The 14,939-nt window shown below is 59.3% G+C and carries 13 protein-coding genes; 1 reads left to right on the forward strand and 12 read right to left on the reverse strand.

The window, feature by feature from the left end; translation table 11 throughout:
- Positions 1–110: 110 nt before the first annotated feature.
- On the reverse strand, positions 111–4,163 hold the full coding sequence (hrpA, locus tag ED236_RS10400; RefSeq protein WP_123238022.1) for an ATP-dependent RNA helicase HrpA: 4,053 nt from the start codon (positions 4,161–4,163) through the stop codon (positions 111–113).
- 258 nt (positions 4,164–4,421) lie between these two features.
- Here hrpA and ED236_RS10405 point away from each other — a divergent pair, with 258 nt between their 5' ends.
- Complete coding sequence (locus ED236_RS10405) at positions 4,422–5,510, forward strand: 3-deoxy-7-phosphoheptulonate synthase (RefSeq protein ID WP_123238023.1); 1,089 nt, start codon at positions 4,422–4,424, stop codon at positions 5,508–5,510.
- Positions 5,511–5,652: 142 nt separating this feature from the next.
- Here the strand turns inward: ED236_RS10405 and ED236_RS10410 are convergent, their stop codons facing one another.
- The 11 genes from ED236_RS10410 to fabD form a co-directional block, all read right to left on the reverse strand.
- Positions 5,653–6,087: a hypothetical protein gene (locus ED236_RS10410; RefSeq protein WP_338053171.1), complete on the reverse strand. Its 435-nt coding sequence runs from the start codon at positions 6,085–6,087 to the stop codon at positions 5,653–5,655.
- 86 nt (positions 6,088–6,173) lie between these two features.
- A complete protein-coding gene (locus tag ED236_RS10415; RefSeq protein ID WP_123237921.1) occupies positions 6,174–6,938 on the reverse strand; it encodes an MBL fold metallo-hydrolase in 765 nt (254 codons plus the stop codon).
- Positions 6,929–7,705 (reverse strand): TatD family hydrolase, encoded by a 777-nt coding sequence (locus ED236_RS10420; protein ID WP_123237922.1) that lies wholly within the window; start codon positions 7,703–7,705, stop codon positions 6,929–6,931. The genes ED236_RS10415 and ED236_RS10420 overlap by 10 nt, the downstream gene beginning before the upstream one ends.
- Positions 7,706–7,735: 30 nt before the next feature.
- A complete protein-coding gene (gene holB / locus ED236_RS10425) occupies positions 7,736–8,737 on the reverse strand; it encodes a DNA polymerase III subunit delta' (RefSeq protein WP_123237923.1) in 1,002 nt (333 codons plus the stop codon).
- Positions 8,734–9,351 (reverse strand): dTMP kinase, encoded by a 618-nt coding sequence (tmk, locus tag ED236_RS10430; protein WP_123237924.1) that lies wholly within the window; start codon positions 9,349–9,351, stop codon positions 8,734–8,736. Before tmk ends, holB begins: the two co-directional genes overlap by 4 nt.
- On the reverse strand, positions 9,351–10,349 hold the full coding sequence (gene mltG, locus ED236_RS10435) for an endolytic transglycosylase MltG (protein WP_123237925.1): 999 nt from the start codon (positions 10,347–10,349) through the stop codon (positions 9,351–9,353). Before mltG ends, tmk begins: the two co-directional genes overlap by 1 nt.
- A 1-nt stretch (position 10,350) precedes the next feature.
- Positions 10,351–11,193 carry an aminodeoxychorismate lyase gene (pabC, locus tag ED236_RS10440; protein WP_240032126.1) on the reverse strand — a complete coding sequence of 281 codons (843 nt, stop codon included), beginning with the start codon at positions 11,191–11,193 and terminating at the stop codon, positions 10,351–10,353.
- A gap of 284 nt (positions 11,194–11,477) precedes the next feature.
- On the reverse strand, positions 11,478–12,734 hold the full coding sequence (gene fabF, locus ED236_RS10445) for a beta-ketoacyl-ACP synthase II (protein WP_123237927.1): 1,257 nt from the start codon (positions 12,732–12,734) through the stop codon (positions 11,478–11,480).
- 66 nt (positions 12,735–12,800) lie between these two features.
- Complete coding sequence (acpP, locus tag ED236_RS10450; protein WP_123237928.1) at positions 12,801–13,037, reverse strand: acyl carrier protein; 237 nt, start codon at positions 13,035–13,037, stop codon at positions 12,801–12,803.
- A gap of 131 nt (positions 13,038–13,168) precedes the next feature.
- Entirely contained in the window at positions 13,169–13,909 is a 741-nt protein-coding gene (gene fabG, locus ED236_RS10455; RefSeq protein ID WP_123237929.1) for a 3-oxoacyl-ACP reductase FabG, read from the reverse strand.
- Positions 13,910–13,941: 32 nt separating this feature from the next.
- The gene (gene fabD / locus ED236_RS10460; RefSeq protein WP_275669251.1) at positions 13,942–14,868 is read right to left on the reverse strand and encodes an ACP S-malonyltransferase; all 927 of its coding nucleotides are present in this window, start codon (positions 14,866–14,868) and stop codon (positions 13,942–13,944) included.
- Positions 14,869–14,939: the final 71 nt, after the last annotated feature.

Below are 14,939 nucleotides of genomic sequence, written 5' to 3' on the forward strand. Positions count from 1 at the left end.
GCCTCACGATGATTGCGCATGGATGCAAGCATCATTCAATAGAAGTCGCTACTCAGTGTAACTTTCATCTTCGCTAATACTTAGTTTGGGTTGCATGCGGGAGCCATCACTTAATTCAGGTCTTGCCAGAGCTTGTCCAAACGCTTGATGGAAACCGGGAACGGGGTCTTAAGCTCCTGAGCGAACAGGGAGACGCGCAGTTCCTCGATCTGCCAGCGGTAATCTTCCAGCGCCGCGCTCACCTCCGAACCGGCTTTACGCAAGGCACTGACTTTGTCCTGCCAGCGCTGCCAGATCAGCTGCACACTCTGGCCGCTGCGCGTATCGCGTTCCACCGCACTTGGGTATTTCTCCAGCCGTAGACGCAGTGCCTTGAGGTAACGCGGCAGGTGTTGCAGGCGCTCCCAGGGCGTGTCGCGGAAGAAGGTCTTGGGCAGCAGACGCTGGAACTGTTCGTCTGCTTCGCGTTTGATGCGTGCCATGGCGGGCGGCAGGGTATTGAGTTTTTGTGTCAGCGGCTGGTATTCCGCTGCGATGGCGATCACCAGCCGCCCCGCCCCTTCCACCACCGCAGGCAGGCGGGTGCGGGCTCTGGCCTTCAGTGCCATGAATTCAGCGTTGCTGCGCGGCAGGTCGTCCTCACCGATGAAGGCGCGGTCGGCGATGGCGGTGAGCATGTCGTCACGCAGCGCGTCCGGGCTGAGCAGGTTGCGCAGCAGCAAGGCATACTGGTTGAAGCCTGGCAGGCCTTTTTCCAGCTGCTTCATCTGTTCTTTGAGTTCAAAGCGCATCAGGCGGCGCACGCCGGCGCGGTGAGCCTGCGTAGCGGCGGCTTCGGTCTCGAACAGCTTGATGGCCACACTGTCGGTGTTGTCTTCGATGGCAGGGTAGCCGGTGAGCTGGCGGCCGTTGCGCGTAAAACTCAGGGTCTTGGGCAGGTCACCGAAATCCCATTGTTTGAGGCCGGTCTTCTCGATGCCGGGTGACGCACTGCGGAAGGTGAGCTGCGCGGCCTGGCCGAGTTGCTGGGTGAGCAGGCTCCAGTCGCGGCCCATGCCCAGCTCGCGGCCTTTTTCATCGACGATGCGGAAGTTCATGCGCAGATGGTCGGGGATGGCGTCTTTCCATTCGTCCACCGACAGTTTCAGGCTGGTGCGCTGCTGGATGTAGGCTGCCAATGCAGGCAATAAGGGCTTGACGTCCTGCCCGTCATTCCGGCGTAGGCCGGAATCCAGTTCAGTCTCTTCCTGGCTGACAGGCCTGGATTCCGGCCTACGCCGGAATGACGAAGAAGCATTTTTGTCGATTTCCGCCAGAAAACCGGTCACGAACTCTGGCACCGGCACGCACACGCGGCGCAGGGTCTTGGGCAGCGCCTTGATGAGGTGGGTGACTTTCTCGCGCAGCATGCCGGGCACCAGCCATTCGGCGGCGGTGGCATCCAACTGGTTCAGCAAGGCCAGCGGGATGGTGGCGGTGACGCCATCCAGCACATGGCCGGGCTCGAAACGGTATTTGAGCGGCACACTGACGCCGTCCAGCAGGAAGGTATCCGGGAATTGCGCTTCGGTGACGCCCGCCGCGCCGTGGCGCATCAGGTCATCACGCGTCAGATACAGCAGCCTGGGGTTGGCTTTCTCGGCCTCGTCACGCCATTTCTCAAAACCAGCGCCGTTGACAATGCCGGCAGGCACGCGGCTGTCGTAGAACGAGTACAGCACATGCTCGTCCACCAGCACATCCTGACGCCGCGCCTTGTGTTCCAGCTCTTCGATCTCGGTGATCAAACGCTGATTGGCAGCAAAGAAGGCGGCACGCGTATCGAACTCCCGGTTGGCCAGCGCTTCGCGGATGAAGATCTCGCGCGATTCCACCGCATCGATACTGCCGTAATGCACGCGGCGCTTGGGCACGATGGTCAGGCCGTACAGGCTGACGCGCTCCCAGGCGACCACTTGCGCAGGCTTGCGCTCCCAGCGCGGGTCGCTGTAATGGCTGTCGGTGAGACCACGTGCGAGTGGCTCTATCCAGTCCGGTTCGATCTTGGCCACGCAGCGTGCGTACAGCTTGCTGGTTTCCATCAGCTCGGCCGCCATCACCCACTTGGGCCTGGCTTTTCTGAGCGCGGAACCGGGGGCGATGCTGAAGCGTATGCCGCGCGCGCCCTGATAGCTATCGGCGTCGCCGTCCTTGAAACCGATATTGCCTAACAGGCCGGACAGCAAGGCACGGTGGATCTGTTCATACGCAGCCTCCTGTGCATTCGGCTTGATCTCCAGCTCCTCAGCGATCTCCAGCAACTGGAAATACAGTTCGCGCCATTCCTTCATGCGCAGGAAGGACAGGAAGTTCTGATGGCACTTGCCCAGCAGTTCCTTGTTGGATTTTTTGGTCTTGAGCGCCTCGTCATAAAAGGCCCACAACTTGAGGAAGCTCATGAAATCCGACGTTTCATGCGCGAACCTGGCATGCGCCTGATCGGCCGCCTCGCGCTTGTCCATGGGGCGTTCACGCGGGTCCTGGATCGCCAGTGCAGCCGCGATGATGAGTATCTCCTGCAGACAGTTCTCTTTTTTGGCGGCCATCATCATGCGCGCCACGCGCGGATCAAGCGGCAAGCGTGCCATCTGGCTGCCCACCTCGGTCAACTGGCGCTGTGCATCAACGGCGCCCAGCTCCTGCAACAACTGGTAACCGGCGTTGATCAGGCGCGAACTGGGCGCTTCCAGGAACGGGAATTCGCTGACATCGCCCAGCTTGAGCGCGGCCATGCGCAGGATGACCGAAGCCAGCGAAGAACGCAGGATCTCGGGGTCGGTGAAGGCCGGACGGGCGTTGAAATCCTCCTCGGAATACAGCCGCACGCAGATGCCGTTGGAAACACGGCCACAACGGCCAGCACGCTGGCGTGCGGCGGCTTGCGAGATCTTCTCGATCTGCAGCTGCTCCACCTTGGCACGCGTGCTGTAACGGTTGACGCGCGCCAGACCGGCATCGATGACGTATTTGATGCCGGGCACGGTGAGCGAGGTTTCCGCCACATTGGTGGCCAGCACGATGCGCGTGGTGCCGGAAGGCCGGAAGATCTTCTGCTGGTCCTCGATGGACAGGCGTGCGAACAGCGGCAGCACTTCGATATGGCGCAGCTTGGCGGAGCGGCCCTGGTATTTGCGCAGATGATCGGCGGTGTCGCGGATCTCGCGCTCGCCCGGCAGGAACACCAGAATATCGCCATCGCCTAGCCGCAGCAGGTCGTCGGCGGCATCAAGGATGGCTTCCTCGATGGCCTCTTCTTCCTCGTCCTCCTGCAGCCAGCGCGACTCGATGCGCGGCTTGCGCTTGATACCCATCAGGTCCTGGCCCAGGAATTCCAGATCCTCGTCGCTGTCGTCCGGCTCCACTTCCTTGGCGATGAAGCCGGGTTTGCCGAGTGGGCGGTAGCGGATCTCCACCGGGTAGGTACGCCCCGACACTTCGATCACAGGTGCGCCATCGAAATGCCGCGAGAAGCGGTCCGCGTCGATGGTGGCGGAGGTGACGATGACTTTCAGGTCAGGCCGCCTGGGCAGCAGCTGTTTCAGGTAACCGAGCAGAAAATCGATGTTGAGGCTGCGTTCATGCGCCTCGTCGATGATGATGGTGTCGTAGGCATTCAGGAAGCGGTCGCCCTGCGTTTCGGCGAGCAGGATGCCGTCTGTCATCAACTTGACGTAGCTGGATTCCGACAGCTTGTCATTGAAACGCACCTTGTAGCCCACCGCTTCACCCAATGGCGAACGCAGCTCCTGCGCGATACGCGCAGCAACGGAACGTGCGGCGATACGCCGTGGCTGGGTATGGCCGATCAGGCCGCTGACGCCGCGCCCCAGCGCCAGGCAGATCTTGGGCAGCTGCGTGGTCTTGCCCGACCCGGTCTCGCCACACACGATGACCACCTGGTGTTTCTGGATGGCGGCGGCGATGTCGTCTTTTTTAGCACTGACCGGCAGTTCGGGCGGGTAGTCGGGTACCGGCAGCTGTTGCAGGCGCGTGGCAAGGCGGGTGCTGGAAGCGCGCACCTTGCTGGCGATGTCAGCCAGCACTTTATCGAGCGGTTTGCCCTGCTCCAGCTGGGCACGCGCCTGCTGCAAACGGCGGCGCAAAGGAAAGCGGTCTGCCAGCATGCAGTGCGGCAATTGGGCTTCAAGCTGGGAGAGCAGCTGACGTGGCGTGGTGGTGGTGGTCATAAGCAGGCGCTGATTTTAACACGGCATTTCCAGCGCCCTACAGACGCTGCATGGCCTTGAGCAAGGGTCACAAGCACATGGCGGGACAGGTCTTTTTTGCCCGGCACAGGGGCTTTATGCCAGTTTAGCTTTTATAATGTTGGTTTTATGCAAAGTTTCGGTGCGCCACGCGCGCCGGACATGAAGCGCAAGCACATGAACGCCATACACAAAACCGCCACCGATGATGTCCGCATTAAGCAGATCAAGGAACTACGCTCGCCTTGCGAACTGCTGGAGTTGTTGCCGGTGGACAGCGCCACCACGGACAACATCGTGGCCACACGCCATGCCATCCATCGCATCCTGCACAGCATGGACGACCGCCTGCTGGTCATCATCGGCCCCTGCTCCATCCATGACTATGCCGCCGGCATCGAGTATGCACATCGCCTGCTGGCGCAGCGTGAAAAATACAGCCAGGAGCTGCTGATCGTGATGCGCGTCTACTTCGAGAAGCCGCGCACCACAGTGGGCTGGAAAGGCCTGATCAATGACCCGTATCTGGATGGCAGCTTCCGCATCAACGAAGGCCTGGAACTGGCGCGCCGCTTCCTGCGCGAGGTGAACCAGCTCGGCATGCCGGCGGCAGGCGAGTTCCTGGACACCATCACGCCGCAATACACGGCGGACCTGGTGAGCTGGGGTGCCATAGGCGCACGCACCACAGAATCGCAAGTGCATCGTGAGCTGGCGTCCGGCTTGTCCTGCCCGGTCGGCTTCAAGAACGGCACGGACGGTAATGTGAAGATCGCCGTGGATGCGATAAAGGCCGCGGCCAGCCCGCATCATTTCCTGTCGGTGACCAAGGAAGGCCATTCGGCGATCGTCTCCACCACCGGCAATGAAGACTGCCATGTGATCCTGCGTGGCGGCAAAAAGCCCAACTACGATGCGGCCAGCGTGCAGCAGGCCTGCGATGTGCTGGCGCAATCCGGCGTGGCCCCCAAGGTGATGATCGATTGTTCACACTCCAACAGCTCGCGTCAGCATGAGATGCAGCTGGAAGTCGCCAAAAGCATCGCAGCTCAACTGGTGGCGGGTGATGACCGCATCATCGGTGTGATGGTGGAATCGCACCTCAATGCCGGGCGTCAGGATCAGGTGGCCGGTCAGGCCCTGGCATACGGCTTGTCCATCACCGATGCCTGCCTGGGATGGGAGCATAGCCTGGTGTTGCTGGAAACGCTGGCACAAGCAGTGCGCGTGCGTCGTGGCCAGCACGAACTGGAAGCAGAAGAATAGCCACTTTTGCATGTAACCAATGGAACACAGAAAATGCACCCATAAAAAACGCCGGCAATGCCGGCGTTTTTTATGGGGAGGATAGGCTGGCCCAAGTCAGCACCAGCAAATCACACAGTACTCAAGTCACTATATTCAGCGATCAGTTATTGTTGAAGAACCCGATGTTCATGCAGCGGTCGTTCACAAAAGTCAGCTCTGCAAATTTATAGGTACGCTTGGCATCATAGCGAACCACATTGTTGTAGTACCACATCTCGATGTTGACACGCTTGGTTTTGTCATCGGTCTTGCCCATGCCCATCACCATGCGGTCGGCATTAGCTGGCTTCACGGCCAGGTCTTTCTTGGCAGGTGCCCCCAACTTGTCGGTGATGAACTTGCGGGACTTGCCGCTGAAGGCATTGAGGAACTCATCTTCCGTATAGGTCTTGGCCTTGGCGGCTGCGCTGGTTTTGCTGCTGGTAGCCGCTTTGACGTCTGCCTTGACCGCTGTTTCTGCCATTGCGACTGGTGCGCTCAATACAAAAGCCATCAACAAAGCGAGGCTGAAATGGATACGATGATTCATTTGCATGACAACATTCCTGATAAAGATTGCGTGATCAATTGGGGATTATCGCACTAATCCGGTGATTGCATAAACCCGTGCATCACCCGCGCTCATTCAAACTGCAGCTGTAAACCGTCATACGCCACATGCACTCCCGGCGGTAACATAGCGCTCAAGGCTTCGAACTCCAGCTCATGCGTCATGTGAAACAAATAGGTTACACGAGCGTTGATGAGACTGGCATAGGCCAGGCTTTGTTCCACGTTGATGTGGGTGGGATGCGGTTTGTGGCGCAAACAATCCAGCAGCAACACGTCCACACCTTCCAGCAAGGCCATGGACTCGTCCGGGATCTCCGACACATCGGTGAGATAAGCCAGATTACCGATGCGGTAGCCATGGATGTCGATATAGCCATGCTTGACCGGGATAGGCGTCACCTCACAACCGAACAGGCTGAATGGCGCGCTGACCGGGTTAATGCTCAGAATGGGCAGATCCCAGAAATCACGCGGCTCGCGTAGCGTATAACCAAAGCGGCTGGCGATATGCTCCATGGCGTCATAACGGCCGTACAGCGGGATCTGTTGACGTTGCAGCTGACAAAAAGCGCGCAGGTCGTCGATGCCATGCAGATGATCAGCATGCGTGTGCGTGTACAGCACGGCATCCACGCGGCGCAACTGCTCGCGCAGGGCCTGCTGGCGCATGTCCGGGCCGGTGTCGATGAGCAGCACATGGCCACTGTCCAGCGTGATGCAGGCCGAGCTGCGCGTGCGCTTATTACGCGGGTCGGTGGAACAGCAGGTCGCACAGTCGCAGCCTACCACCGGCGTTCCGGCACTGGAACCTACCCCCAGCATGGTCAGTTGCATCGTACCGCCTGCTTGAATAGACGGAAGAAATTATCCGTGCTGGCGGCCGCCAGCGTCTCGAACGGGATTCCGCGCAAACGCGCCACTTCTTCGGCCACGTGCCGCACATAGGCAGGCTGGTTGGTCTTGCCACGGAACGGGATGGGCGCGAGGTAAGGCGAATCGGTCTCCACCAGAATACGTTCCAGCGGCACGGCCGCGGCCACTTCTTTCAGCGATTGCGCATTCTTGAAGGTGACGATGCCGGAGAAGGAGATATAAAAACCCAGTGCGATGGCCTGTTCGGCCACCTCCAGGCTTTCAGTGAAGCAGTGCATCACACCGCCCACGCGTTCAGCGCCCTCCTCGCGCATGATGCGCAGGGTGTCCTCAGCCGCGTTACGGGTATGGATGATGAGCGGCTTGCCACAGGCCACCGCAGCACGGATATGGGTGCGGAAGCGCTCGCGTTGCCATTCCAGATCGCCGGTCAGCCGGAAATAATCCAGGCCGGTCTCGCCTATGCCCACCACTTTGGGATGGTCGCCAAGGCGCAACAGGTCGTCCACACCGAACGCAGGCTCGTCCTCGTAATCCGGGTGCACACCCACGGTGGCAAAGAAATTGTCATGCGCAGCAGCCACTGCCAGCACATTGGGGAATTTCTCCAGCGTGACCGAGATGCACAAGGCATGCCCGACCTGATTGTCGCGCATGGCTTGCCGCAGCTCCGGCAATTTGGCAGCGAGCTCGGGAAAATCAAGGTGGCAATGTGAATCAACCAGCATAGCGCATTCCTAGTATCGGCCGTCTGGGTATCAGGCCGTCTTGAGTGTGAACAACTGCATGTAGTGCAACAACAAGGCCTCGAACTGCAGCGTGGCGTTCAAGGGATGGCTGGCCAGACGGCGTGCCTGACGCAGGCGCTGTTCCAGGCCCAGCAAGGCGGCCAGATCGGCACGCGCCGCCAATGCGGCCAGCTGTTCATGGCGGTAGTAGCGCACTTCTCCGGCCAGCCGGACGCTAAGCAGGTCATGCACCCACTTCTGCAGCATGTCGATGGCGGTTTCCATACCCAGCGCCACGCAGCTGGTGGCCAGTGTGTACGGGTTCAAGCGCTCGCCCTGCGCCAGCATCTGCGTGATCTGCGCCGTCTGCTTGGCTTCCGGCATCTGCCCTGCAGTCAGTTGCAGAGGTGCGCCACCAGCCAGGTCCAGCAGCTGTTCTGCATCCTGCATACCGCGCGACTGCAGCCAGTGTGTGGCTTGCTCGCGCGTGGGCATGGGCATGTCCACGATACGGCAGCGGCTGATCACGGTGGGTAGCAACAGATGCGACTGGTGGCTGACCAGAATGAAGCGCATGTCGGCTGGCGGCTCTTCCAGCATCTTGAGCAAGGCATTGGCCGCACTGTTGTTGAGCGCTTCGGCCGGATGGATCACGACCAGACGGTTACGCTGGGCACGGTGGCTGGAAAGCTCGAAAAAACTGCCCAGTGCACGCACCTGCGCGATGCTGATCTGCGTGGCTTTTTTACGGGTAGTGCTGCCTTCAGCCTCGTCTTCCTGAGTGAGCGTGAGTAGTCGAAAATCCGGATGATTGCCTTGTTCGAACCAGTTGCAGCTGCTGCATCGGCCACATGCCATGCTATCCGTTGTGGGCGTTTCGCATAGCCAGGCGCGGCTCCAGTGCAGCGCAAAATCCACCTTGCCTATGCCACTGCGGCCACGCAACAGCCAGGCATGCGCCTGGCGTGCCTGACCGGATTGCAGGCGTTGCCATAGTGCGTGATGCCAGGGCAACAGGCTGGCTACACTCATGCGGCATCTTCCAGCGTCAACAGGGCCTGCTCGACTGAATTCCAGACTTCGGGCAAGGGTCGATTGGCATCGATGACACTAAAACGCTGCGGGAAAGCGGCAGCGCGCAGCAGGTAAGCGTTACGGATGCGGCTGAAGAACGCCGCACTTTCACGCTCGAACTTGTCCGGGCTGCGCGCACTGGCCAGGCGCTGCACACTGACCTCGACCGGCACATCGAACAGCAAGGTCAGATCAGGTTGCAGATCGCCCTGCACCCACCGCTCCAGCTGCCGCAGCCTGTCGCTGGCCAGACCGCGCCCGCCACTCTGATAGGCAAAACTGGCATCGGTGAAGCGGTCTGACACCACATAGTCACCGGCTTGCAGGGCCGGCAGGATGCGTTGCGCCAGATGTTCGCTGCGCGCAGCGAACATCAGCAAGGCCTCGGTCTCGGCGGTCATGCTGTCGTGTAACAGCAGTTCGCGCAGACGTTCACCCAACGCTGTACCACCGGGCTCACGCGTCAGCAGCACGCGGTGTCCTTGTGTTTTCAACCAGGCTTCGATAGCGGGAATGTGGGTGCTCTTGCCTGCCCCGTCCATGCCTTCCAGCGTGATGAATCTGCCGCGCATCAGGGACGCTTCCGCAACTGATAGCGTGCCACGGCACGGTTATGCTCGGCCAGGCTGGACGAGAAGGCATGGCTGCCATCCCCCTTGCCGACGAAATAGAGGGCTTTGGTCTGTGCCGGATGCAAGGCAGCTTCAATCGATGCCAGGCCTGGCATGGCGATGGGCGTGGGCGGCAGATTGGCACGCGTATAGGTGTTGTATGGCGTATCGGTGAGCAGGTCCTGACGGCGCAGATTGCCGTCAAAGCGCTCGCCCATGCCATAGATCACCGTCGGGTCGGTCTGCAAGCGCATGCCGATGCGCAGGCGGTTCACGAATACACCGGCGATCATGGGGCGTTCGTCACCGCGTCCGGTCTCTTTTTCGACGATGGACGCCATGATCAGCGCTTCGTAAGGTGTAGCGTAAGGAAGACCGGGTGCGCGCTTTTCCCAGGCCTGGGCCAGTCGGGTCTGCATGGCATGGTAAGCACGCTTGAGGATATCGATATCGGTCATGCCCCGGCTGAAATAATAGGTATCGGGAAAGAACAAGCCTTCTGCCTCCTGCCCTGTTCCGCCGATCTCGGTGAGGATCTGCGCTTCGGTATAGCCCATGCTGACATGTTTGATGGCCTCGTTGCGTGTCATCGCGGTGCGCATCTGATCGAACGTCCAGCCTTCGATGAAGGTGACGCTGGCCATGGTGGTATCGCCATTGGTGAGCATCTCGAACAAGGCATAAGGCGTGGTGCCATCCGCGATCACATAATTGCCAGCCTTGATGTCACCGGCCTTGCCGCTGAGACGCACCAGCGCGATGAAACTCCAGGGTTCGGACAACACACCTTGTTGCACCAGTTGCCGGGAAACAGCGCGCAGACTGCTGCCTGCCTTGAGATCGACCTCGGTCTGCGCAGCAGGCAGTTGCAGAGGGGTCATGGTGAAGTACAGCATCCAGCCTGCCAGCAGCAGTGGCATCAACAGGCAGATACTGATCAGATATCGAATGAAACGCATGCTACTCCTGCAGTGATAGGCGCAATTGTGCGGCCAGTGGCTGTGCTTGCCAGTGTGTTCCAGCAACCTCGACCACCTGCCAGGCTAGGTACAGGCTGTTGCAGATGATGACCTCGTCGGCTTGCAGCAAGCGTTGCAGCGGCAAGGGTGCGACTTCCGCCTGATAGCCAAGTTCAGGCAAGCGCGACAGGATACGCGACCGGGTCACGCCCGCTACGCCACAGCGGCTCAGGTCCGGGGTGCACACCACATCACCAAAACGGGCGAACAGATTGCTGGAGGTACATTCTATCGCAGTGTCATGCGCATCCAGCAGCAAGCCTTCGGCCAGCGCCGCATCCTGCCATTCCATACGCGCCAGCACGTTCTCCAGGCGGTTCAGATGCTTGATCCCGGCCAGTGCAGGCTGCTCGGACAAGCGCAGCTGACACAGATGCAAACGTACCCCGTGCTGCACGTTCTCAGGAGGATAGTCGGGCATGACAGAACGGATGACGATACGTGTCACCAGCACATCGTCCGGTGGACGGTAACCACGCAGGCCTACACCTCGCGTGAGAATGATCTTGCACACAGCGGAAGCCGCGTTATCGAATAGCTGCTGAATATCGTTGAGTAATTGTGCCGCAGGCGGACAGGCGATGCCCAGCACGGCGCTGTCGGCGGCCAGCCTGGCATAGTGCAGGTCCCAGTTGACTGGCTGCGAATGGCGCACCGGAAAGGTACGGAACACGCCATCGCCATAGGCCAGGCCACGGTCAAGCGCGGAGATGCCCAGCGCCTCGGCGTTACCGTTGACGAGAAATGACGGAATCTGGATGGTAGGCATATCTAGCTGATTCATGAGCTGAAATGCTAAAGCAAGTCCTACGTTAAGTCATGCAGGAAGATTCCACAAAAGCTGTGGATAATTTTGTGGATGAACGGCGGGAATCGCCAGCAAACACCCGCCAATACGGGCTATCTAATCAGCTGATTAAATTTTAACCAATGATTAACAGCAGCGATATCAATCACTTACAAATAAGCATGCAGATTCAAGCACTAATCCGTACGTATTACTGTCATGTAACGGCGAGCTGTGCAAAACAAGCCCGCCGCTAGCGCATAAGTGACTGATATCGTTTACTAAATTTTCTGGAAAACCAGACTGCCGTTGGTGCCGCCAAAGCCGAAGTTGTTCTTCAGCGCCACATCGATCTTCATATCCCGTGCGGTATTGGCACAGAAATCCAGATCACATTCCGGATCCTGATTGAAGAGGTTGATGGTCGGTGGTGAAAGCTGATGATGGATGGACAGCACGGTGAACACCGATTCCAGGCCGCCTGCACCGCCGAGTAAATGGCCGGTCATGGACTTGGTCGAATTGATCACCAGCTTGTAGGCATGCTCACCGAAGGCCGCCTTGATGGCATTGGTTTCATTGGCATCACCCAATGGCGTGGACGTACCGTGGGCATTGATGAACTGCACCTGATCCGCATTCACGCCTGCGTTCTGCAAGGCATTGCGCATGGAGCGGCGCGGACCATCCATATTGGGCGCGGTCATGTGGTAGGCATCCGCACTCATGCCGTAACCGGTCAGCTCGGCATAGATCTTGGCGCCGCGCTTTTTGGCTGATTCGTATTCTTCCAGCACCATGACACCAGCACCTTCACCGATGACAAAGCCGTCTCTGTCCTTGTCCCATGGACGACTGGCGGTGGCCGGATCATCATTGCGACCAGACAGTGCGCGTGCGGAGGCAAAGCCGCCCACACTGAGCTGGGTGATCGCCGCTTCGGCACCACCCGCCACCATGACGTCGGCATCGCCGTATTCGATCATGCGTGCGGCGTCACCGATGCAATGCGTACCGGTGGTACACGCGGTGACAATGGCCACATTCGGGCCCTTGAAACCGAACATGATGGACAGATTGCCGGAGATCATGTTGATGATGGTGCCTGGAATAAAGAACGGCGAGATCTTGCGCGGGCCGCCTTCATCATAGGTCTTTTGGGTGTCTTCGATCATGCCCAGACCACCGATGCCGGAACCGATGGCAACACCGATACGTTCGGCATTCTCTTCGGTGGCCACGATGCCGGAATCCTTGACAGCTTCGATCGCCGCCACCATACCGTACTGGATGAAGGTATCCATACGGCGTGCATCCTTGGCAGGCAGGAATTGGGTGACATCAAACCCTTTAACTTCACCTGCGATCTGCGAAGCGAAGTGACTGGGATCGAACTTGGTAATGCGACTGATACCGGAATTGCCGGCGATCAGATTAGCCCAAGCGCTGTCCACACCGATACCGACCGGTGAGACAACGCCCAGACCTGTGACGACGACCCGGCGACGGGCCGAGTGTGGCCTGGCCTGATTAGACATGACAGGGCAGCTCCAAACTAAACGCTGGCTAGCGCCAGCGTTGGACTGATAACGGGAGGAAGGAAATTACTTCAGGTGGCCACTGACGTAGTCGATAGCCTGTTGTACGTTGGTGATCTTCTCTGCTTCTTCATCAGGAATCTCGCAATCGAATTCTTCTTCGAGTGCCATGACCAGCTCAACGGTGTCCAGCGAATCGGCACCCAGGTCATCAACGAAAGAAGATGAATTCTTTACGTCTGCTTCGTTCGCGCCCAGTTGTTCAGCGACGATTTTCTTAACACGTTGTTCGATGTCGGACATCTCTACCCCTTTCAATGGTTGTTACTACTAAACTCAGGCATTCTAGCAAAAGTCCTGAGGAATTCAAAAAACCAGCGCACGATAGTTTGTGCGCCCAGCTTGGCGTAACGGTTGAGCCTGAGCGGCTGGCCTTATGCCATGTACATGCCGCCGTTGACATGCAAGGTTTCGCCGCTGATGTATCCAGCCTGTGGCGAAGCCAGGAAAGTCACGGCCGCTGCAATATCGTCAACCTGACCCAGTTTGCCCAGCGGGATACGCTGCAGCAAAGCGGCGCGGTGTTCTTCTGGCAGATCACGCGTCATGTCGGTGTCGATGAAACCGGGCGCGACGCAATTCACGGTGATGCCACGGCTACCGACTTCGGCCGCCAGCGACTTGGTGAACCCGGCCATGCCTGCCTTGGCGGCAGCATAATTGGTTTGCCCGGCGTTGCCCATATGGCCAACCACGGAAGAGATATTGATGATGCGGCCAGTGCGCGCCTTCATCATCGGCCGCAGCACGGCTTGCGACATACGGAACACTGACTTCAGGTTGGTGGACAGCACCGCATCCCAGTCATCGTCCTTCATGCGCATCAGCAAGGTGTCACGCGTGATACCGGCGTTGTTGACCAGAATGCTGACATCACCATATTGCGTGGCGATGCTCTTCAGCAAGGCTTCAACCTGGGCAGCGTCGTTCACGTCCAGCGCCATGCCAGCGCCCTGTATCCCCGCCTGCTGCAGTGCAGCGGTGATGTGTTCGGCACCCGTTGTGGTTGTAGCGGTACCGATCACGATCGCCCCCTGCTTGCCCAGCGCCTGAGCAATCGCGGCACCTATGCCACGACTCGCACCAGTAATCAGCGCAACTTGATTTTGCAACATGCTCACTCCCTCGATTTTTATTCCAGACTACGCTATTTGAGTTGGCTGATTGCTTCGGCCAGCGCTTGCTGGCTGATCAGCGCATGGCAGGGCAAGTCAGCGACGATACGCTTGGTGAGCCCCGCCAGCACTTTGCCAGGACCGCATTCCGCACTCAAAGGGATGCCAGCGGCATGCACCGCTTGCACCGTCTCCACCCAGCGCACCGGGCTGTGCAACTGGCGCACCAGGGCATCCTTGATCGCGTCTGCGTCACTGTAAGCCTGCACATCCGCGTTATGCAGCACAGGCACCGCGCCGGCTTGCAACGGCACATCCTTGAGGTAAGCACGCAGCTCATCGGCCGCTGGCTGCATCAGCGCACAATGCGATGGCACGCTGACCGGCAGCGGCAAGGCACGTTTGGCACCCTTGGCCTTGGCCAGCTCCATGCCACGTTCAACGGCTGCTTTGTGGCCGGCAATGACCACCTGCCCGGGAGAATTGAGGTTGACAGCTTCCAGCACCTGCCCTTGCGCCGCTTCGGCACAGACGGCGCGCACCACCTCGTCCTCCAACCCCAGGATGGCCGCCATGGCGCCCACGCCTTCTGCCACAGCACCTTGCATCACGTCGGCGCGGAAACGCACCAGCGGCAAGGCCGCCGCGAAGCTGAGCGCACCCGAGGCCACCAGTGCACTGTACTCGCCCAGGCTATGGCCTGCCATCAAAGCGGGCAAAGCACCGCCCTCGGCTTGCCAGACGCGCCAGATAGCGACAGCAGCTGTCAGCATCAGCGGTTGCGTATTGGTCGTTTGATTCAGCGCCTCGTTGGGGGCGGTGACCATGTGCCAGAAATCCTGGCCCAGCAGGTCGGACGCCTCGGTGAAGGTATCACGCACCAGCGACTGTCCATCGAACCCTTGCATCATGCCGACTGACTGGGAACCCTGACCGGGGAAAAAGAAAGCAAAACTCATCACGTATTCCTTACTCGCTATGCTGAGCAGACTAGCCACTCATCGAACAACGACCACCCCAGAACACTAGC

Origin of the sequence: Pseudomethylobacillus aquaticus (genome assembly GCF_003730115.1) — a bacterium.
GTDB lineage: Bacteria > Pseudomonadota > Gammaproteobacteria > Burkholderiales > Methylophilaceae > Pseudomethylobacillus > Pseudomethylobacillus aquaticus.

Coding starts and splice junctions, on each gene's coding strand:
- hrpA (WP_123238022.1), bottom strand. CDS start 4,163: ATGCTGGCAGACCGCTTTCCTTTGCGCCGCCGTTTGCAGCAGGCGCGT.
- ED236_RS10405 (WP_123238023.1), top strand. CDS start 4,422: ATGAACGCCATACACAAAACCGCCACCGATGATGTCCGCATTAAGCAG.
- ED236_RS10410 (WP_338053171.1), bottom strand. CDS start 6,087: ATGCAAATGAATCATCGTATCCATTTCAGCCTCGCTTTGTTGATGGCT.
- ED236_RS10415 (WP_123237921.1), bottom strand. CDS start 6,938: ATGCAACTGACCATGCTGGGGGTAGGTTCCAGTGCCGGAACGCCGGTG.
- ED236_RS10420 (WP_123237922.1), bottom strand. CDS start 7,705: ATGCTGGTTGATTCACATTGCCACCTTGATTTTCCCGAGCTCGCTGCC.
- holB (WP_123237923.1), bottom strand. CDS start 8,737: ATGAGTGTAGCCAGCCTGTTGCCCTGGCATCACGCACTATGGCAACGC.
- tmk (WP_123237924.1), bottom strand. CDS start 9,351: ATGCGCGGCAGATTCATCACGCTGGAAGGCATGGACGGGGCAGGCAAG.
- mltG (WP_123237925.1), bottom strand. CDS start 10,349: ATGCGTTTCATTCGATATCTGATCAGTATCTGCCTGTTGATGCCACTG.
- pabC (WP_240032126.1), bottom strand. CDS start 11,193: ATGAATCAGCTAGATATGCCTACCATCCAGATTCCGTCATTTCTCGTC.
- fabF (WP_123237927.1), bottom strand. CDS start 12,734: ATGTCTAATCAGGCCAGGCCACACTCGGCCCGTCGCCGGGTCGTCGTC.
- acpP (WP_123237928.1), bottom strand. CDS start 13,037: ATGTCCGACATCGAACAACGTGTTAAGAAAATCGTCGCTGAACAACTG.
- fabG (WP_123237929.1), bottom strand. CDS start 13,909: ATGTTGCAAAATCAAGTTGCGCTGATTACTGGTGCGAGTCGTGGCATA.
- fabD (WP_275669251.1), bottom strand. CDS start 14,868: ATGAGTTTTGCTTTCTTTTTCCCCGGTCAGGGTTCCCAGTCAGTCGGC.